This window comes from Ferrovibrio sp. MS7, assembly GCF_038404985.1.
Lineage (GTDB): Bacteria > Pseudomonadota > Alphaproteobacteria > Ferrovibrionales > Ferrovibrionaceae > Ferrovibrio > Ferrovibrio plantarum.
This window is the reverse complement of the sequence record NZ_JBBKBA010000002.1, coordinates 480416-493682: the sequence shown is the minus strand read 5'-3', so window position 1 is coordinate 493682 and position 13267 is coordinate 480416. Positions and strand designations below refer to the sequence as shown.

General features: G+C 58.8%; 15 protein-coding genes. 6 read left to right on the top strand and 9 right to left on the bottom strand.

Annotation, left to right across the window (positions count from 1 at the left end; genetic code table 11):
• Nucleotides 1-3 precede the first annotated feature (3 nt).
• Entirely contained in the window at nucleotides 4-1005 is a 1002-nt protein-coding gene (locus tag V6B08_RS15560; RefSeq protein ID WP_341982514.1) for a hypothetical protein, read from the bottom strand.
• Nucleotides 1006-1131: 126 nt separating this feature from the next.
• The gene (locus V6B08_RS15555) at nucleotides 1132-1707 is read right to left on the bottom strand and encodes a tyrosine-type recombinase/integrase (RefSeq protein ID WP_341982512.1); all 576 of its coding nucleotides are present in this window, start codon (nucleotides 1705-1707) and stop codon (nucleotides 1132-1134) included.
• Nucleotides 1708-1966: 259 nt separating this feature from the next.
• Here V6B08_RS15555 and V6B08_RS15550 point away from each other — a divergent pair, with 259 nt between their 5' ends.
• Nucleotides 1967-2923: a hypothetical protein gene (locus V6B08_RS15550; protein WP_341982511.1), complete on the top strand. Its 957-nt coding sequence runs from the start codon at nucleotides 1967-1969 to the stop codon at nucleotides 2921-2923.
• 24 nt (nucleotides 2924-2947) lie between these two features.
• Here V6B08_RS15550 and V6B08_RS15545 read toward each other — a convergent pair whose 3' ends face one another.
• Nucleotides 2948-3139 carry a hypothetical protein gene (locus tag V6B08_RS15545; protein ID WP_341982509.1) on the bottom strand — a complete coding sequence of 64 codons (192 nt, stop codon included), beginning with the start codon at nucleotides 3137-3139 and terminating at the stop codon, nucleotides 2948-2950.
• 168 nt (nucleotides 3140-3307) lie between these two features.
• Nucleotides 3308-4051: a competence protein CoiA gene (locus V6B08_RS15540; protein WP_341982507.1), complete on the bottom strand. Its 744-nt coding sequence runs from the start codon at nucleotides 4049-4051 to the stop codon at nucleotides 3308-3310.
• A gap of 477 nt (nucleotides 4052-4528) precedes the next feature.
• Here V6B08_RS15540 and V6B08_RS15535 point away from each other — a divergent pair, with 477 nt between their 5' ends.
• Both V6B08_RS15535 and V6B08_RS15530 read left to right on the top strand, forming a co-directional pair.
• Nucleotides 4529-5218 carry a helix-turn-helix domain-containing protein gene (locus tag V6B08_RS15535; RefSeq protein ID WP_341982505.1) on the top strand — a complete coding sequence of 230 codons (690 nt, stop codon included), beginning with the start codon at nucleotides 4529-4531 and terminating at the stop codon, nucleotides 5216-5218.
• The gene (locus tag V6B08_RS15530; protein ID WP_341982503.1) at nucleotides 5205-5837 is read left to right on the top strand and encodes an RES family NAD+ phosphorylase; all 633 of its coding nucleotides are present in this window, start codon (nucleotides 5205-5207) and stop codon (nucleotides 5835-5837) included. The genes V6B08_RS15535 and V6B08_RS15530 overlap by 14 nt, the downstream gene beginning before the upstream one ends.
• Here the strand turns inward: V6B08_RS15530 and V6B08_RS15525 are convergent.
• Nucleotides 5834-6517: a hypothetical protein gene (locus V6B08_RS15525; RefSeq protein WP_341982501.1), complete on the bottom strand. Its 684-nt coding sequence runs from the start codon at nucleotides 6515-6517 to the stop codon at nucleotides 5834-5836. The genes V6B08_RS15530 and V6B08_RS15525 overlap by 4 nt on opposite strands.
• Before the next feature lie 147 nt (nucleotides 6518-6664).
• On the opposite strand from V6B08_RS15525, the gene V6B08_RS15520 reads away from it, so the two are divergent.
• Together V6B08_RS15520 and V6B08_RS15515 are read left to right on the top strand one after the other, a co-directional pair.
• A complete protein-coding gene (locus V6B08_RS15520) occupies nucleotides 6665-6943 on the top strand; it encodes a helix-turn-helix transcriptional regulator (RefSeq protein WP_341982499.1) in 279 nt (92 codons plus the stop codon).
• A 193-nt stretch (nucleotides 6944-7136) separates the two neighbouring features.
• Nucleotides 7137-8057: a hypothetical protein gene (locus V6B08_RS15515; RefSeq protein ID WP_341982497.1), complete on the top strand. Its 921-nt coding sequence runs from the start codon at nucleotides 7137-7139 to the stop codon at nucleotides 8055-8057.
• Nucleotides 8058-8441: 384 nt separating this feature from the next.
• Here the strand turns inward: V6B08_RS15515 and V6B08_RS15510 are convergent, their stop codons facing one another.
• The 4 genes from V6B08_RS15510 to V6B08_RS15495 all read right to left on the bottom strand — a co-directional run bounded on the left by V6B08_RS15510 (nucleotide 8442) and on the right by V6B08_RS15495 (nucleotide 12355).
• Nucleotides 8442-9104 (bottom strand): DsbA family protein, encoded by a 663-nt coding sequence (locus V6B08_RS15510; protein WP_341982495.1) that lies wholly within the window; start codon nucleotides 9102-9104, stop codon nucleotides 8442-8444.
• Entirely contained in the window at nucleotides 9101-9550 is a 450-nt protein-coding gene (locus tag V6B08_RS15505) for a disulfide bond formation protein B (protein ID WP_341982493.1), read from the bottom strand. Before V6B08_RS15505 ends, V6B08_RS15510 begins: the two co-directional genes overlap by 4 nt.
• A 1-nt stretch (nucleotide 9551) precedes the next feature.
• Nucleotides 9552-11765 carry a heavy metal translocating P-type ATPase gene (locus V6B08_RS15500; protein ID WP_341982491.1) on the bottom strand — a complete coding sequence of 738 codons (2214 nt, stop codon included), beginning with the start codon at nucleotides 11763-11765 and terminating at the stop codon, nucleotides 9552-9554.
• Between the two features lie 128 nt (nucleotides 11766-11893).
• Complete coding sequence (locus V6B08_RS15495) at nucleotides 11894-12355, bottom strand: MerR family transcriptional regulator (RefSeq protein WP_341982489.1); 462 nt, start codon at nucleotides 12353-12355, stop codon at nucleotides 11894-11896.
• Nucleotides 12356-12448: 93 nt separating this feature from the next.
• Here V6B08_RS15495 and V6B08_RS15490 point away from each other — a divergent pair, with 93 nt between their 5' ends.
• On the top strand, nucleotides 12449-13183 hold the full coding sequence (locus V6B08_RS15490; RefSeq protein ID WP_341982487.1) for a transglutaminase-like domain-containing protein: 735 nt from the start codon (nucleotides 12449-12451) through the stop codon (nucleotides 13181-13183).
• Nucleotides 13184-13267: the final 84 nt, after the last annotated feature.

The window sequence follows — 13267 nt, the reverse complement described above, 5'->3', positions numbered from 1 at the left end:
GGTTTACTCGGCGCCGTAGAGGCGCAGCAGGGCGGTTTGATTTCCGACCTGAATTGTTTTGGCGGCGAGCGGCTGTAACCGATACGGACCTCGTTTCGGTCCCTCTGCCAAAGCCTCACGGGGCACATTCATGGCAGCCAGGGGCGATTGGTTCGCTTGGGGCAGCTTCTCTTCAAAATGCGCTGCTCCGACAGCTAGGCCGCCTTGCAGGGCAGCAGACGCCACCGCCAGCCCGTGCCGCTGCCAATAGCCATCGCGCCCCGGCAGCTTGAAAGCATGGATGGCAGCGAGAGCGAGGGTAGGACGATGCTCATCGAGCAGGGCCTGCCAATCCTGGAGCGCCTGTTCGCGGAGCGACTTGAAACCGGATTCCTCGACCCTTGGGCATTTGCCATTCGGGAGCCATAAATCCCGGATCGGCGATCCGCGCTTTCCCAGCATGGCAGGATCGCCGCAGATCCCGAACATATCGAAACAGGAATTGAGCACTGCCTTATGGCCGCTCGGCAGGGTCACGAAACGATGGGGCGAGGAATAGTCCGATTGGGCGGGGACATAGACCCGCATGCAGTGGATGGTGTCGGGATTGGACGGAATGACTTTCCGGGCGAGACCGGCGATTCCATCCGACCTAACACCTATGCAAAACTGATCGCCGAACTCCCAGCGTCGGGGCGAAGCTGAGTCGGCTCCGAAGACCAAAAGGCTACCTGGTGAGGTATCAGCCAGGCTCGCCGCCGCCCGCCTCACGGCAGGCATGAAGGCCTCCTTGGCGAGCAGCCTGATCCGGGTAGGGTGTTTCTTGTCTCCGATATAGGCGGAGAGTCGGAAATAGGCACCGGGCAACAGCATGGCATCCAGGTTTTGCCATGCGGTGTCCTCCGCGATGGCAGTTGCGGCTGCGATCAGCAGTTCGCTCCTAGGCTTGTTGACGAATACTCTATGGGCGCGCTTACCCAGCACGCATAGGGCCGCTATCCGCGGCGACCGAATTGGTCCACGCATGACATCACTCCAGATTTTCGATTGAGGGAGCTGATTGGAACTGCGGCTTCACACCGGATCAGCTCGTCCCGGCTTGCCGTTACTAACCCTGGCCAGAACCCTCCGGCCATTTACGCGTATGACTGATCAGACCAAGGCCACCAGGCGGCGCTTGGCGTGGCTGTCGCCATCGATATACCGCTGGGTCTGCTCGATTGAGCGATGCCCAGCTAACTGCTGCACATCCCGCAAGCTGCCTCGAACCCTATGGACCAGCCGGGCAGCCCGAGTGATGAAGGTCCGCCGCCCCGAATGGGACGAGCAACCAGCGAAGCCGAGTTCACCGTAGAATGCTTTGAACCAGTTCACGACGCTGCTGGCCCTCAGCGGTCCGCCGCGCTCGGACTCAATGACATACCCGCTCGGGCCACGGTGCCGTCGCAGCCGCATCAGAACCTGCCGCAAATCGGGGTGCAGCGGGATCATGCGCCCACTGCCCATTTTGGCGATCCCGTCTCGCAGCTCGATTCGATCGCCAAGATGACCATCTGAAGTCTCGACCATCGGCCAGGTCAGGCCGGCAATCTCGCCGGCGCGTAGGCCGGCTTTGACTGATAGCAGCAGCATTGCTTGATCGCGCCGGCCATGCCGGCTGCGGCCTGCTTCGGCCATGGCCAGCCGTAACTGGCCGCTTGTTAAGATTTTGGCTTGTTTGCCTGCCATTTTAGCCTCGTTTTCACTTAAAACACCCGCATAAGTAGTATATCAGGTCAGACTAATTTGTCAATATAATCAAATAGATAGGCGTAAATGGTTAATTATCGACTTGGCAAAAATCCCGGCGCGAATTCAGAGGAAAATGAATAGCCAAATTGACCCCTGCCAAGGATGCTATCGGCAGCAGCATTAGATTTTCAAAGGTGGCTTTTTGGTCTTCGCACTTACTCCTGATCATATTCAGAGAATTCTCGGGTATCCGCAGATGCTGGGTAAAACGCCGACGGAGAAGCGCGTGTTTCGTGATCTCGTTCGCGGCAGAACTAAGCGGCCTCAAGCAAAAACTTTCGACCTTTTTATGCGCCGGCTGTCGGAGGGCTTCGGCGTACCCAGTTCAGAGTTCGATATTTTGGAGGTGGCAAAATCCATCCCCGATGGGCCGCCTTGGGAAACCTCAATAGTAAGCTGGAACGCTGGCGTGGTTGCTGCAGGTGGGCCGGAGATGAAGCTTTTTGGGGGCGAAGCCATCCGGCTTGAGCAGCTAGCGAACTTGGCGAGGAGAGAGTTCGCAAGAGGTCAATTCAAGGCAGCGGTTGATCATATCTTACACTGGGGCGTGAGCGACTTTCCGAACCTTCGGCATATCGTCGAGCGAATAGATTGCTATTCGACCAAAGAGCAGTTTATCCGAACCGCACTGCCGATAATGATTTCATCGACACTGTACCTGTTGGCTTTTTTTGATGCGGATTATTTCGTGGGAAAGGCTTCGCCAAACTTAGGCCCGCTCATGCCTCGCCGGGAAAACGGGAAAATACTGAGGCCTATGAGATGCTTTTTGGAGGTGGTGAAGGCCGATAAGAAAATTAAGTCAGTCCGCGCCCTATCGGATTTTCTTCTAGCGCCTCGGACAGCTGGGGAAGATTTAGACACCCTGAGATCACTATTTAAGACGTGGTGGTACAATGGCGAGTATCCAGCGTGGAGCAGAGTACCCCACATTATTGCCTCAACAATTGGAGTGGTCGGGGAACAGAACCAGATACAAGCTAAGGGTGTCTATATCGCGATCGCGCTAGTGCGACTATTGGATTGGCTGCTTTCCGTCAGTGAAAAAATTCAGCAAGAACAGCTCGAAGGGTTCGATCCGGTTTCGGTGTTCTCTGATTATCCGGCGATGTACGCTAGGGCACTCAAGGAAAAGGCGGCGCTAGGGCTTTGATCTGCCATTGCGCCGCCTGATAAATCAGTCTTCTTCGTCCCAATCTTCAGGGCGTTCCGGCAAGCCCCGAGATTGATGATAGGCGTCGTTGTTGGGGTTCAGTTGATCGGAACGGTTGTCCAGATCCGATTGGCTCGGTCCGCCACCGCCCTTGCCATTTCCCCCACTACCACCTTTTCCATCTGCCATTTTCAGTTCCTTCTTCAGGGCCGCCATGTCGGCCGGGAGCCCCAACCTAACGACTGATGCAGAAGGAGAAGAGGATAGAAAAGTGGAAGAAAATGGAAAAAAGGAGCGGCTGGGCCGCCTGCTTCGCTGCGAAGTGCAATATATACATCCACGATAAGAGAGAAGCCGCTGACGCGGGAGTGGAGATTGATGTCACTAGAACCTCCGAAAGCGACGGCGCGGGTGCTCAAGAAGCGGCGGAAGCGGAATGCGTACTGCTGGAGGAGGTGCGGGCTTGTAGAATAGTCGCTGTAAAGCTCCGCCTTTGTGCAGCATCTCGATGAATGCATCGGTGTAAATCGGCGTTAGGAGTACTTGGCGCTGCGGATCCGGGTGTAGTTGCCACAAAACCGGCCTGCCGAATGTCGCTATATCCTCTTTGCACTCGCCAAAATCGAAAACGACATCTACAGGGCGGCCCAACCAGTCACGCAGCAAAGCGCACTCGTCCTCAAAGCCAGAATAGACTAGCGGTTTACGATTTTTTACATGAATGGTCTTGGTGAAACTCTTCCGGTCTCGTATGCGGCGTAGGCCATCGACGACCCAGACCATAGACCCATAGAAAGCCTCGCGTGACTGTCGTTCGAGTTCTGAAATCGGGGAGTGCTGAAACTCTAGAACGTAATTGGTCGGCGTCTTCACATCGGCAATATGAATTTCACTATTTGGCCCAGTATGGAGAATTTCTTGCCAATCAGATGGAAACCGATTCTTCCAGGCAATATGCCATTCGGTCTCTTCCCACCAAGGATCGCAAACACGCTTGCCCTGATGAGCCCAGTGCCAAGCGCGGAGGTTCCCGCACTTGGGAATCGTCGGCGATTGACAGACCTGGCAGATGCCGGCCAGGCCAGGAGCGGCTTCGCTGCGATGTCCGTTTACGAGCGCAATTCGCATATCGACGCTCCAAATCAAGCTTAGACGAGCGAGTGTCGGGCAGTGATGAGGGAGAATCCTATCAGGATGTGGGGCGCTGTAGGGCTGGTGAATCCAAGCCGAACGTCCATACGCGTCCGGGGAAATTCAGCACTGATTTTTTCGTATTTTTTCCGTACAGCGAGCTGTCGAGGCTCTGAAGGGCGGATAAGCATTTGATTTCTTTGGAGCGGGTGAGGGGAATCGAACCCCCGTCGTAAGCTTGGGAAGCGCTCGAAGCGGGTTTTGCAACCTCTTGAAAAATCTCTAATATTCTTTTTATATCAATATATTAGGTGGGGAATTAGCTTCCCGCGATTCCCCGCTTTTCCCCTCGTTTTCCGGCCCTCACTGTCCCAAATTTGTCCCAAAAAATGGAGAGGGAAAACCGATGAATTTTGCTCACAGTTTACCATGTAAATAAACACGAATAATGGTATAAGGTAAACCAGTTCATCCATGGAGGTCATGATGGTGGCGGCAAGGACAGACGCGCGTCAATCCCCTCGGCAGACGCCCTCGCGGAAAGCCGCCGGCAGCGATCCGGCCTTCTGGCGCCTGCGCGTCGGCGGCGACGATATCGCCATCCCGAAATCGGCCGGCCCCGGGGCCGCCCTGCTCATGCGCACCCTGCGCGCCTTCGGCCGGGTGATCGAGGACAATCCCCGCCTGGTCGATAGCGCCCTGCAGGCACCGACCGATGCCGGCGGCCTGGCCGTGCTGGCCTCTGCCGCTGCCGCCCTGCCGGCGGTGGAGGAACTGGACCCGGCGGCGCGGCTGCTCGCAGAGGGGGCGCAGTACAAGACCGAGCTGCTGGCCAGGGCCGGCGGCAGCATCGGGGTCGGCGAGGTTGCCGAGCTGCTGGGGATCAGCCGGCAGGGCGTCGACAAGCAGCGCAAGGCCGGCAAGCTGATCGCCCTCCCGGCCGGCAGCGACCTGCGCTATCCATCCTGCCAGTTCACCAGTCGCGGCCTTGTCCCCGGTTTGCAGCAGGTCTTGAAAGCACTGCCGATCCAGGATGGCTGGATGCGCCTGGAATGGCTGCTTACGGCGGACGATGCCTTGCTGGGCCTAAGCCCGTTGCAGGCATTGCAGGCCGGCCAGGTCGCCGAGGTGATGGACTTGGCGGCAGGGCATGGCGGTCAGTAAAGGCAAATCGGCCGGCGGTGGCCATTCAGGCCCGCGTTTGCCCCCGGGGCCGCCGGCCGATCTTGCCAAGCGGGAATTGCCCCTGGTGCCGTGGCCGGCCGCCACGCCGCTTTATCGGGTTCATCCGGCGAACCGCGACCCGATCTATTACGGCCCGCGCAAGCCGCCATCGCAGCGATTCGATGACCCCGATGGCCGTTTCGGCACGCTCTATGTCGGAACCAATCTCGAAATCGCCTTTGTCGAAACCCTGCTGCGTAATCCGCAATTACGCATGGTCGCCATGTCGGAAGTGGCGTCGCGCCGCTGGTCCATCCTTCAAGCAGCTTCAGATATGCGGCTGGTGGATTTCGCCGGGTCGGGCCTGAATGCGCTGGGCACGGATAACGGCGTGAACACCGGACCCTATGCGATTTCCCGCGCCTGGGCGGCGGCCTTGCATGCCCATCCCGCCAAGCCGGACGGCATACTCTATGTCTCGCGCCACAATCCGGCCCATCGCTGCATCGCCGTATTCAGCAGGCGAATTGAAATCGCACCGACTGCACCCCCGGCTGCCTTCGAGACCGATTGGCTGTGGTCGACCCTGAAGCGATATCACAAACTGCTTTCCGATTAGTCTGCCTTCAGTTCCGGGAAGAGCTTGACCAGCTTCAGGAGAGAGGCATCGCTTATGGCCCGGAAGCTGTAATATTCAATTAAGCCGTTTGATTTCTTCCGGCGTCCAAGAGCGACCAGCCATTTGCCCCGCCCGATGTGCAAGCCGGAACCTTCACTCGTTTGTTCGGCGCCTCCTTTTTGAAGAGCCTGCTTGATCTCGCTGGCCGCCTTGAGGGCCTTGGCGCTCTTCGCTTCGGATTTTTTACTCCCCTTGAGGGCGTCGACATACCCGGTATATCCACCTCGCTTTTCCATGTCCGCGTAGAATTGTTTCGGTGCAAATTTCTTGTCTCGGGAAAAATTCAGAGCACAGCCGAGCCGATATTCAGTCGGGCCCGATTGCGCCGGAAATAATAGCCGGATGATGCTGACCTGCGGAACCGCGTTCTCCCGAACGGCATATTCGGCACCCCGCGTCTTCTTATCAAGGGCGGAGCGTAATTGTTTGTCCTTGTCAGCACGATTGAGAAAATCGAGCGCCATCACCAGGGCCCGCTTCTTGTATTCCATGCTGCCGCGGCGTCCATGGGCTTCCCGCGGCACCCATCTCCAATCGAAGTGGTCGGTCTGTCCGGCAAGGATTTTTTCAATCCGGTTTTTCATTTCGGAAATTTCTTTATAGGATTCTTTTTCAGCCATTTGGCGCATCTTTCAATGTGAAGATTTGGCAGAATAATTCGCTCAGGAATATTTTTCAATATGAAAAATAATGGGAAGATTTGGCTCAAGAAGTAGCGACTTTTCGTATTTGTAAAGGGATGTCGTCATCAACAGATAGGTGTCGGCATGACGACGAAATCATCAATTCATTCCGTTTTGAAAGTGGATGATTCGCACAATCCGGGCCGTGCGGTTCCACCCACAAATGGAACTGGTCTACCTGCCCGCTTCGACGAGAAGACTCTTTCAGAATGGTGGGGCGTTTCAGTCAAAACCCTCCAGAACTGGCGCTCCATGGGCGAGGGTCCGAAGTACATTAAATTTCGGAATGGAATCGTCCGCTATCGGCGCGAGGAGATTCTGTCATATGAAGCGGATTTCCTCCGCGATCCGAATGGAATCTAGCAAGCGCTTATGCGCGCGAAGCGCCGAATGCACTTTTTCAGAAAGGAGGGGCGATTCTGTCAGATGCTTGTGTGCGCACCATGTTGCGTAAACTTTATCGGCAGAATTGCTAATTGAGAGCATGAGCAGGAACTTTCGATTGCACAAACGTTATAACCCTCGAGAGCCGGGCTGGAGTCTAAGAGGGGATGGTTTGCTGCCCCGCGACAATAGTTTTGATTGCCCGCCGGATGATTCATCAGATGATTTGGAAATAAGTGATATCTCCGACCACTCTGATATTGAGGACGATGTTGGGCCGGAAGAGCATCATGTTAATGAGGATTATCAACTCTACCCCGGAAAGGGCCGTTCCTATCACAATCCGGTTCTGGCATTGAGGGATGCTCGGAACACAATCCAAAGGCTGGAGCGCGCTCTGGAACTCAATCTGAAGCGGGGCCCTTGGAGCCTTGGCCGGCCGGCGCTTGATATCCATCGGGCCGGTGATGGATGCTATGTGAACCCAGCCGCGCCGTTGCTGATGCGGCCCATCCTGGACGATCTTCTCGCGCCGGTGCTGGCGGGCGAGAAGAATGCCCAGAAGGTGACAATATTGACCGCCGATTGGCATACATCGGTCGGGCAGTGGTTCTTCGACAAGGAGGCCATGAAGGCGGCCGTGCGAGAAATCATGGGCGGGCGCCATGGCGTGTTCTCGATAGAGTTCGCAGTCTACCGAAATCAACGCGACACGAGGACGCCTTATCGTCCGATCGTGGCTTTCCACGTTGAGGGAGTCGCCTGGGGAGTTGAGACCGAGCGGCAGAAGCGTGCGGCGAACAAGGTACTTCCTCCGGGCCTTTTCTCAGCACCCAGCGTTGTTCGGAAGGATATCTATGATCGCCGCGGCGCAGTCGATTACTGCATCAAGCATCCGTATCGGGTCTACAGCGTCTACTGGTTTGCCGATGGCACCCGAAATCACCAAGCCAGCAGCCCATCCTACCGACTGATGTATGAAATCTGGAAAGAGTTCGGCACCGTCTGGTGGCCTGAAATGATGTTTGGGATCAATGACGGTAAGGAGATTGTGAAGCGATTTGAGGATCGTGCTGCCCGCGCCCACTGGTAGGGGGTATAAGGCAGAAGTCACCTATGGCGTAGGTGCAGACCAGCGTGCCATACGGATTTGCTCTTAGTAGAAAAATTAAGCTTCCTATGGGTACCGAGTTTTGGTCATCACCGGATCATTTGAAATCCCGGCCTGGCGGCAGATGGATGCTGACCTCGCGCAGCGGTTTGCGATCCTCGGGTACGATATCGTCGCCAACATCTTCCAGTCGGGTGAGCAGTGCGGGGCGCTAGGTAGATGCCGTGTAATGTTTGATCGGAGGTGCCGCACTTCTCTGCAGGTTTTGGACTTGGCAGGCATTCATGATTGGCTATGACAGCGCCCAGCGGCGTGAAAAGACCAAACAATGCGTTTGGCTTATCGTGTCACTATAGTTTTTGAAGGTCAGCGGCTTTGCCGCACCGCCACCCTGACCCGGTCGGTAAGATCGCGCGGCCCTGCCACTTCAAGCCGTTCGCCGTTCATGAAGAAGGTCGGGGTGAAACGGACCTGCGCCGCCCGGACATCGGCGGTATCCTGGTTCAGGAGCGCGGTAATGTCTGGATGCAGCCGATCGGCCTTGGCGCGTTCCAGATCCAGTCCTGCCGTCCCTGCCACCTCCCAGGCCACATCCAATGCCGGTGCGCCATGCATGGCCCAGTGCGGTTGCTGGGCGAGCAGGGCATCGAGCACGGCCTCGAACTTGCCCTGCATGCGTGCGGTCTCAAGGATGCGCACGGCTTCATCGGAGCCCTTGTGAAACGGCGTATAGCGTATGACGACACGGAACTGGGTCGGGAATTCGCTATGTAAGGCTTTAAGATAGGGATGATAGGCGCGGCAGGCTTCGCAGGAGGGATCGAAGAATTCCACCAATGTGACCGGCGCATTCCGTGGGCCGATGATGGGGGAATGGGCCCGAATCAGCATGGATTCTTCCGCCGGCGGTGTGGCCGCAGCCTTGAGCGCCGCTTCCTGTTTGCGGCGCTGGTCCCAATAAAAAGCGCCGGAGGCAAAGGCGGCGGCGCCCAGGGCCGAGACACCCAGGATGAGGCTGCGGCGTTTCATGAACGGGTTCTCCATGCGATGCAGAAGCAACTGATGATGGCGGCAAAGGCACCGAGCGATAGGTACGGGATGGGCAGGCCGAGAATGATTTGAGCGTTGTCGATGCAGGAAGGGCCGTCTGCGCTGCAGGGCACGATCCTTTGGGGCAGCATTCCGGCATAGAGGCCGGAATGCCAGGCGGCCAGAAGAAAGCCGGCAAGCGCCAGGGGAGCCGCATAGATCGCGCCCGTCAAATCAGCCCGCCACAGGGCGATGCCGAGGATCGGCACCAGTGGAAACATGGCGATACGCTGATACCAGCAGAGTGTGCAGGGCATCTGGCCCATGATTTCGCCGATGAACAGCGCCCCCAGGGAGGCAGCAAGGGCAATGACGAATGCCGCCATCAAGGCGGATTCGGCCAATACCGGCAGCGGTGTGCCGGGCTGATCGGGAGATGCCGTCACCTCATGCCTCCCGCTCGGGATCGAAACGCAGCAGGCGCAAGGCATTCAGGGTGACCAGTACCGTTGCGCCGGTATCGGCCAGGATGGCGATCCACAATCCGGTGAGGCCGACCACCGAAGTGACCAGGAAAACCGCCTTCAGCCCGAGGGCCAAGGCGATATTCTGCCGGATGTTTGCCATGGCGGCACGGGCGAGCCGGATTTTGGCCGGTATATCCGTCACGCGGTCGCGCAATACCGCAGCATCGGCGGTTTCCAGGGCGACATCCGTGCCGGAGCCCATGGCGACGCCCACGGCCGCCTGCTTCAACGCCGGGGCATCGTTGATGCCATCGCCGATCATCATCACGCTGCCGCTGCGGCTGAGGTCGCGGATGGCTTCGAGCTTCTGTTCCGGCAGCATTTCGGCGCGGTAATCCATGCCCAGAATCCCGGCAATGGCCGCCGCCGTGCGCGGGTTGTCGCCGGTCAGGATCACGGCGCCCAGGCCCATGGCCCGCAATTGCCGCATCGCATCCGCCGCATCGGCGCGCAATTCGTCTCGCATGGCGATCAGGCCGAGGATGCCATCGGCCTGGAATACCACCGCCACGGTCTTGCCTTCCTGCTCCAGATCGGCGGCACGGCGCAAGCCCTGCTCGTTCAGGATGCCCGCTTCAGCCGCATGCCGCGGACTGGCAACCCAGGCTTCCTTGCCATCGACGGTGGCCGCCACGCCTCTGCCGGGCAGTATTCTGGCGGCGCTGCCGGATATCGGCGAGACGCCGGCCTTCGCCGCCCGTTTCAGGACCGCCTGGGCAAGCGGATGGCTTGAGCCTGCTTCCACCGCTGCGGCCACCGCCAGGATTTTTCCTTCGCCGGCTGTGCCGAGATCGACGACATCGGTGACTTCCGGGCGGCCATGGGTCAGCGTGCCGGTTTTATCAAAGGCGACATGCGTGATGCCGGCTGCCGCTTCCATCACTGCGCCGCCTTTCATCAGCAGGCCACGCCGTGCACCGGCTGATAGTGCCGAAGCAATCGACGCGGGCACCGATATGACCAGGGCACAGGGGCAACCGATCAGCAGCAGCGCGAGGCCGCGGTAAATCCAGATATCCCAGGGCTGGGCAAGCGCCAGTGGCGGCAGCAGCGCGACGCAGGCGGCCAGCAATACGATGGCGGGCATGTACCAGCGGCTGAAACGGTCGATGAAACGCTCGGTCGGTGCCCGGGCTTCCTCGGCTTCCTCCACCAGGCGGATGATGCGGGCAATCGTGTTGTCCGCAGCGGCCTTGGTGACCCGCAGATGCAGCACGGCCTCGGTATTGATCGAGCCGGCAAATACCGCCTCGCCGGGGCCACGGGTTTTGGGCAGGCTTTCGCCGGTTACCGGGCTTTCATCGATGCCCGAGGTGCCGGTGATGATCTCGCCATCGGCCGGGATCCGGTCGCCAGGCCGCACCAGCACCACCTGACCCACGGCAAGCTGTTCCGCCGGCACTTCCCGTGGCTCGCCAGCTGTCAGCAGCAGGGCCGTTTTGGGCACCAGGCTGGCCAGAGCGCGGATACTGTCGCGGGCCTTGCCGGCAGCCACACCTTCCAGCACTTCGCCGACCGCGAAGAGAAAGACGACAAGGGCTGCCTCTTCGGCCGCATTGATGGCAATCGCGCCGATGGCGGCAATGGTCATCAGGCTTTCGATTGTGAAGGGCTGCCCCAGGCGCAGGGCGGCAAAGGCGCGGCGTGCCACGGGCACCAGGCCGATCAGGCAAGCGACAATGAAAGCCCAGTTGCCGAGTTGCGCCGATCCCAGATGGCCGATAGCCCAGGCGGCGGCAAGAAGCAGGCCGGTGATGAGCGCAAGCCTGCCTTTGCCGGTGTTGTACCAGGACTGGCCATGATCCTGCGGATCGCCGTGCTGATGCTGGTGGTCGTGGTGTGGCCGCTGAACCGGCTCGCGCTGTTCCGGCGGTTCGACCTGGCTTTTCTGTTGCGCGACAATGCCAAAGCCCAGGGCGCGCACGGTTTTCTCTATGGTGTCCGGCGTGGAAGCGCCGGCATCCAGCCGCAGGCGCAGCCGCTCGGACATCAGGCCGATTTCAATATCGCTGACGCCCGGCAGCCGCCGCAGGGCATCCCGAATCTTTGCCGTGCATGAACCGCAATCCATGCCGGAAATGGACCATTCGTAAGAGTCGCCTTGGCTGGTCGGCTCGGAGTTCAGGGAAGCCATGTGCTTATCCTGCCCAATGGATGAATGCGGAAGGGAATTCCTTCCGCGCTTCTCCCAGCCTAATACCTATAACCGTTGGAGGTTCAAGGGTCCGGTCCGGCTTCCCATTGGCGGTTTTCCCCGCGCCGCTACAGTTTTCTGCGCCGCGATGCCGCCGGCGTGGTGCCGTGCTCGTGAAATTGGCAATGCTGGTGGGAAAAATCCGCCAGGGTTTCGATGATGCGGCAATCGGCGATACGGCCACGCCCGCAGGCACGCACCATCCGCCGCAATTCCGCCCGCATACCCTCCAGCTGCTTGAGGCGGCGCTCCACGTCCTCGAGATGCTTTTGCGCCACCCTGTCGACGGCTGCGCAAGATTGGTCGGGCCGGTCGGTCAGCGTGACCAGCTCGCGGATGTCATCGAGGGAGAAGCCGAGGTCGCGGGCATGGCGGATGAATTGCAGCCGCTGCAGATGCGCCTGGCCATAGCGGCGCTGGTTGCCGCCGGTGCGGGGTGGTGAGGGCAGCAGGCCAGCCTGCTCATAGTGGCGCACGATCTGCACCGAACAACCGCTTTGTTCCGCCAGTTTGCCAATCGCCATTTCCATATTACCGGCCCTCCAAAAAATCCGCTTGAAGCTATAACTATTGTAGACTGTAGGTTATCGCCAGCAACCCCGAATCACAAGTGGAAGAACGCGATGGGTATGATGGGCGAAGCTGCACAGGCAAAAAGCGGCCTGCTGGCGGAAACGCGCTTGCTGGATTTCAGCGCCACGACAATCCAGGCGCTAATCGACCGTCAGTCTTGGCGGGGCCTGCCGCCGGAGGCAGCGGCAGCCGGAATCTATACCTTCGTGCGCGATGAGATTCTATTTGGCTATAACAGCGACGACGCCCTGCCAGCGTCGCAAATCCTGAGCGACGGCTATGGCCAGTGCAATACCAAAGCGACCTTGTTCATGGCACTCCTGCGGGCGGTGGGCATCCCCTGCCGTTTTCATGGCTTCACGATTCACAAGGCATTGCAGCGCGGCGCGGTGACCGGAATTTTCTATCACCTGGCACCCAATGACATCCTGCATAGTTGGGTGGAGGTCTGGCTGAATGGCCGGTGGATCAATCTCGAAGGCCTGATCCTCGACAGGCCATACCTTCGGCAGTTGCAGCACCGGTTCAAGGACAGCAGCCGGAACTTCTGCGGCTATGGTGCGGCAACGGCGAATCTCTGTATGCCAGAGGTCGAATGGACAGGGGGTGACACCTATATCCAGCGCGACGGCATCAACCGCGACTTCGGACTCTATGACACGCCGGACGCGTTTTATGCCGAGGTCGGCACCAATGTGACGGGTTGGCGTCGCTGGCTTTACGTTCATTTCGTGCGGCATCTCATGAACAGCAACGTCGCCCGTATCCGGAATGCCGTAATTTGAGGCAGGACGATGCGCTACAGTATTACGGTGGCAAAGCGCCGCAGGGCATAGGCTTGCAAGCCTGTGTCAGCTTTGGCAATTTCC

What these genes read in the sequence shown, in the direction of transcription:
- V6B08_RS15560 (WP_341982514.1), bottom strand. Translation starts at nt 1,005, where the DNA reads ATGCGTGGACCAATTCGGTCGCCGCGGATAGCGGCCCTATGCGTGCTG.
- V6B08_RS15555 (WP_341982512.1), bottom strand. Translation starts at nt 1,707, where the DNA reads ATGGCAGGCAAACAAGCCAAAATCTTAACAAGCGGCCAGTTACGGCTG.
- V6B08_RS15550 (WP_341982511.1), top strand. Translation starts at nt 1,967, where the DNA reads ATGCTGGGTAAAACGCCGACGGAGAAGCGCGTGTTTCGTGATCTCGTT.
- V6B08_RS15545 (WP_341982509.1), bottom strand. Translation starts at nt 3,139, where the DNA reads ATGGCGGCCCTGAAGAAGGAACTGAAAATGGCAGATGGAAAAGGTGGT.
- V6B08_RS15540 (WP_341982507.1), bottom strand. Translation starts at nt 4,051, where the DNA reads ATGCGAATTGCGCTCGTAAACGGACATCGCAGCGAAGCCGCTCCTGGC.
- V6B08_RS15535 (WP_341982505.1), top strand. Translation starts at nt 4,529, where the DNA reads ATGGAGGTCATGATGGTGGCGGCAAGGACAGACGCGCGTCAATCCCCT.
- V6B08_RS15530 (WP_341982503.1), top strand. Translation starts at nt 5,205, where the DNA reads ATGGCGGTCAGTAAAGGCAAATCGGCCGGCGGTGGCCATTCAGGCCCG.
- V6B08_RS15525 (WP_341982501.1), bottom strand. Translation starts at nt 6,517, where the DNA reads ATGGCTGAAAAAGAATCCTATAAAGAAATTTCCGAAATGAAAAACCGG.
- V6B08_RS15520 (WP_341982499.1), top strand. Translation starts at nt 6,665, where the DNA reads ATGACGACGAAATCATCAATTCATTCCGTTTTGAAAGTGGATGATTCG.
- V6B08_RS15510 (WP_341982495.1), bottom strand. Translation starts at nt 9,104, where the DNA reads ATGAAACGCCGCAGCCTCATCCTGGGTGTCTCGGCCCTGGGCGCCGCC.
- V6B08_RS15500 (WP_341982491.1), bottom strand. Translation starts at nt 11,765, where the DNA reads ATGGCTTCCCTGAACTCCGAGCCGACCAGCCAAGGCGACTCTTACGAA.
- V6B08_RS15495 (WP_341982489.1), bottom strand. Translation starts at nt 12,355, where the DNA reads ATGGAAATGGCGATTGGCAAACTGGCGGAACAAAGCGGTTGTTCGGTG.
- V6B08_RS15490 (WP_341982487.1), top strand. Translation starts at nt 12,449, where the DNA reads ATGGGTATGATGGGCGAAGCTGCACAGGCAAAAAGCGGCCTGCTGGCG.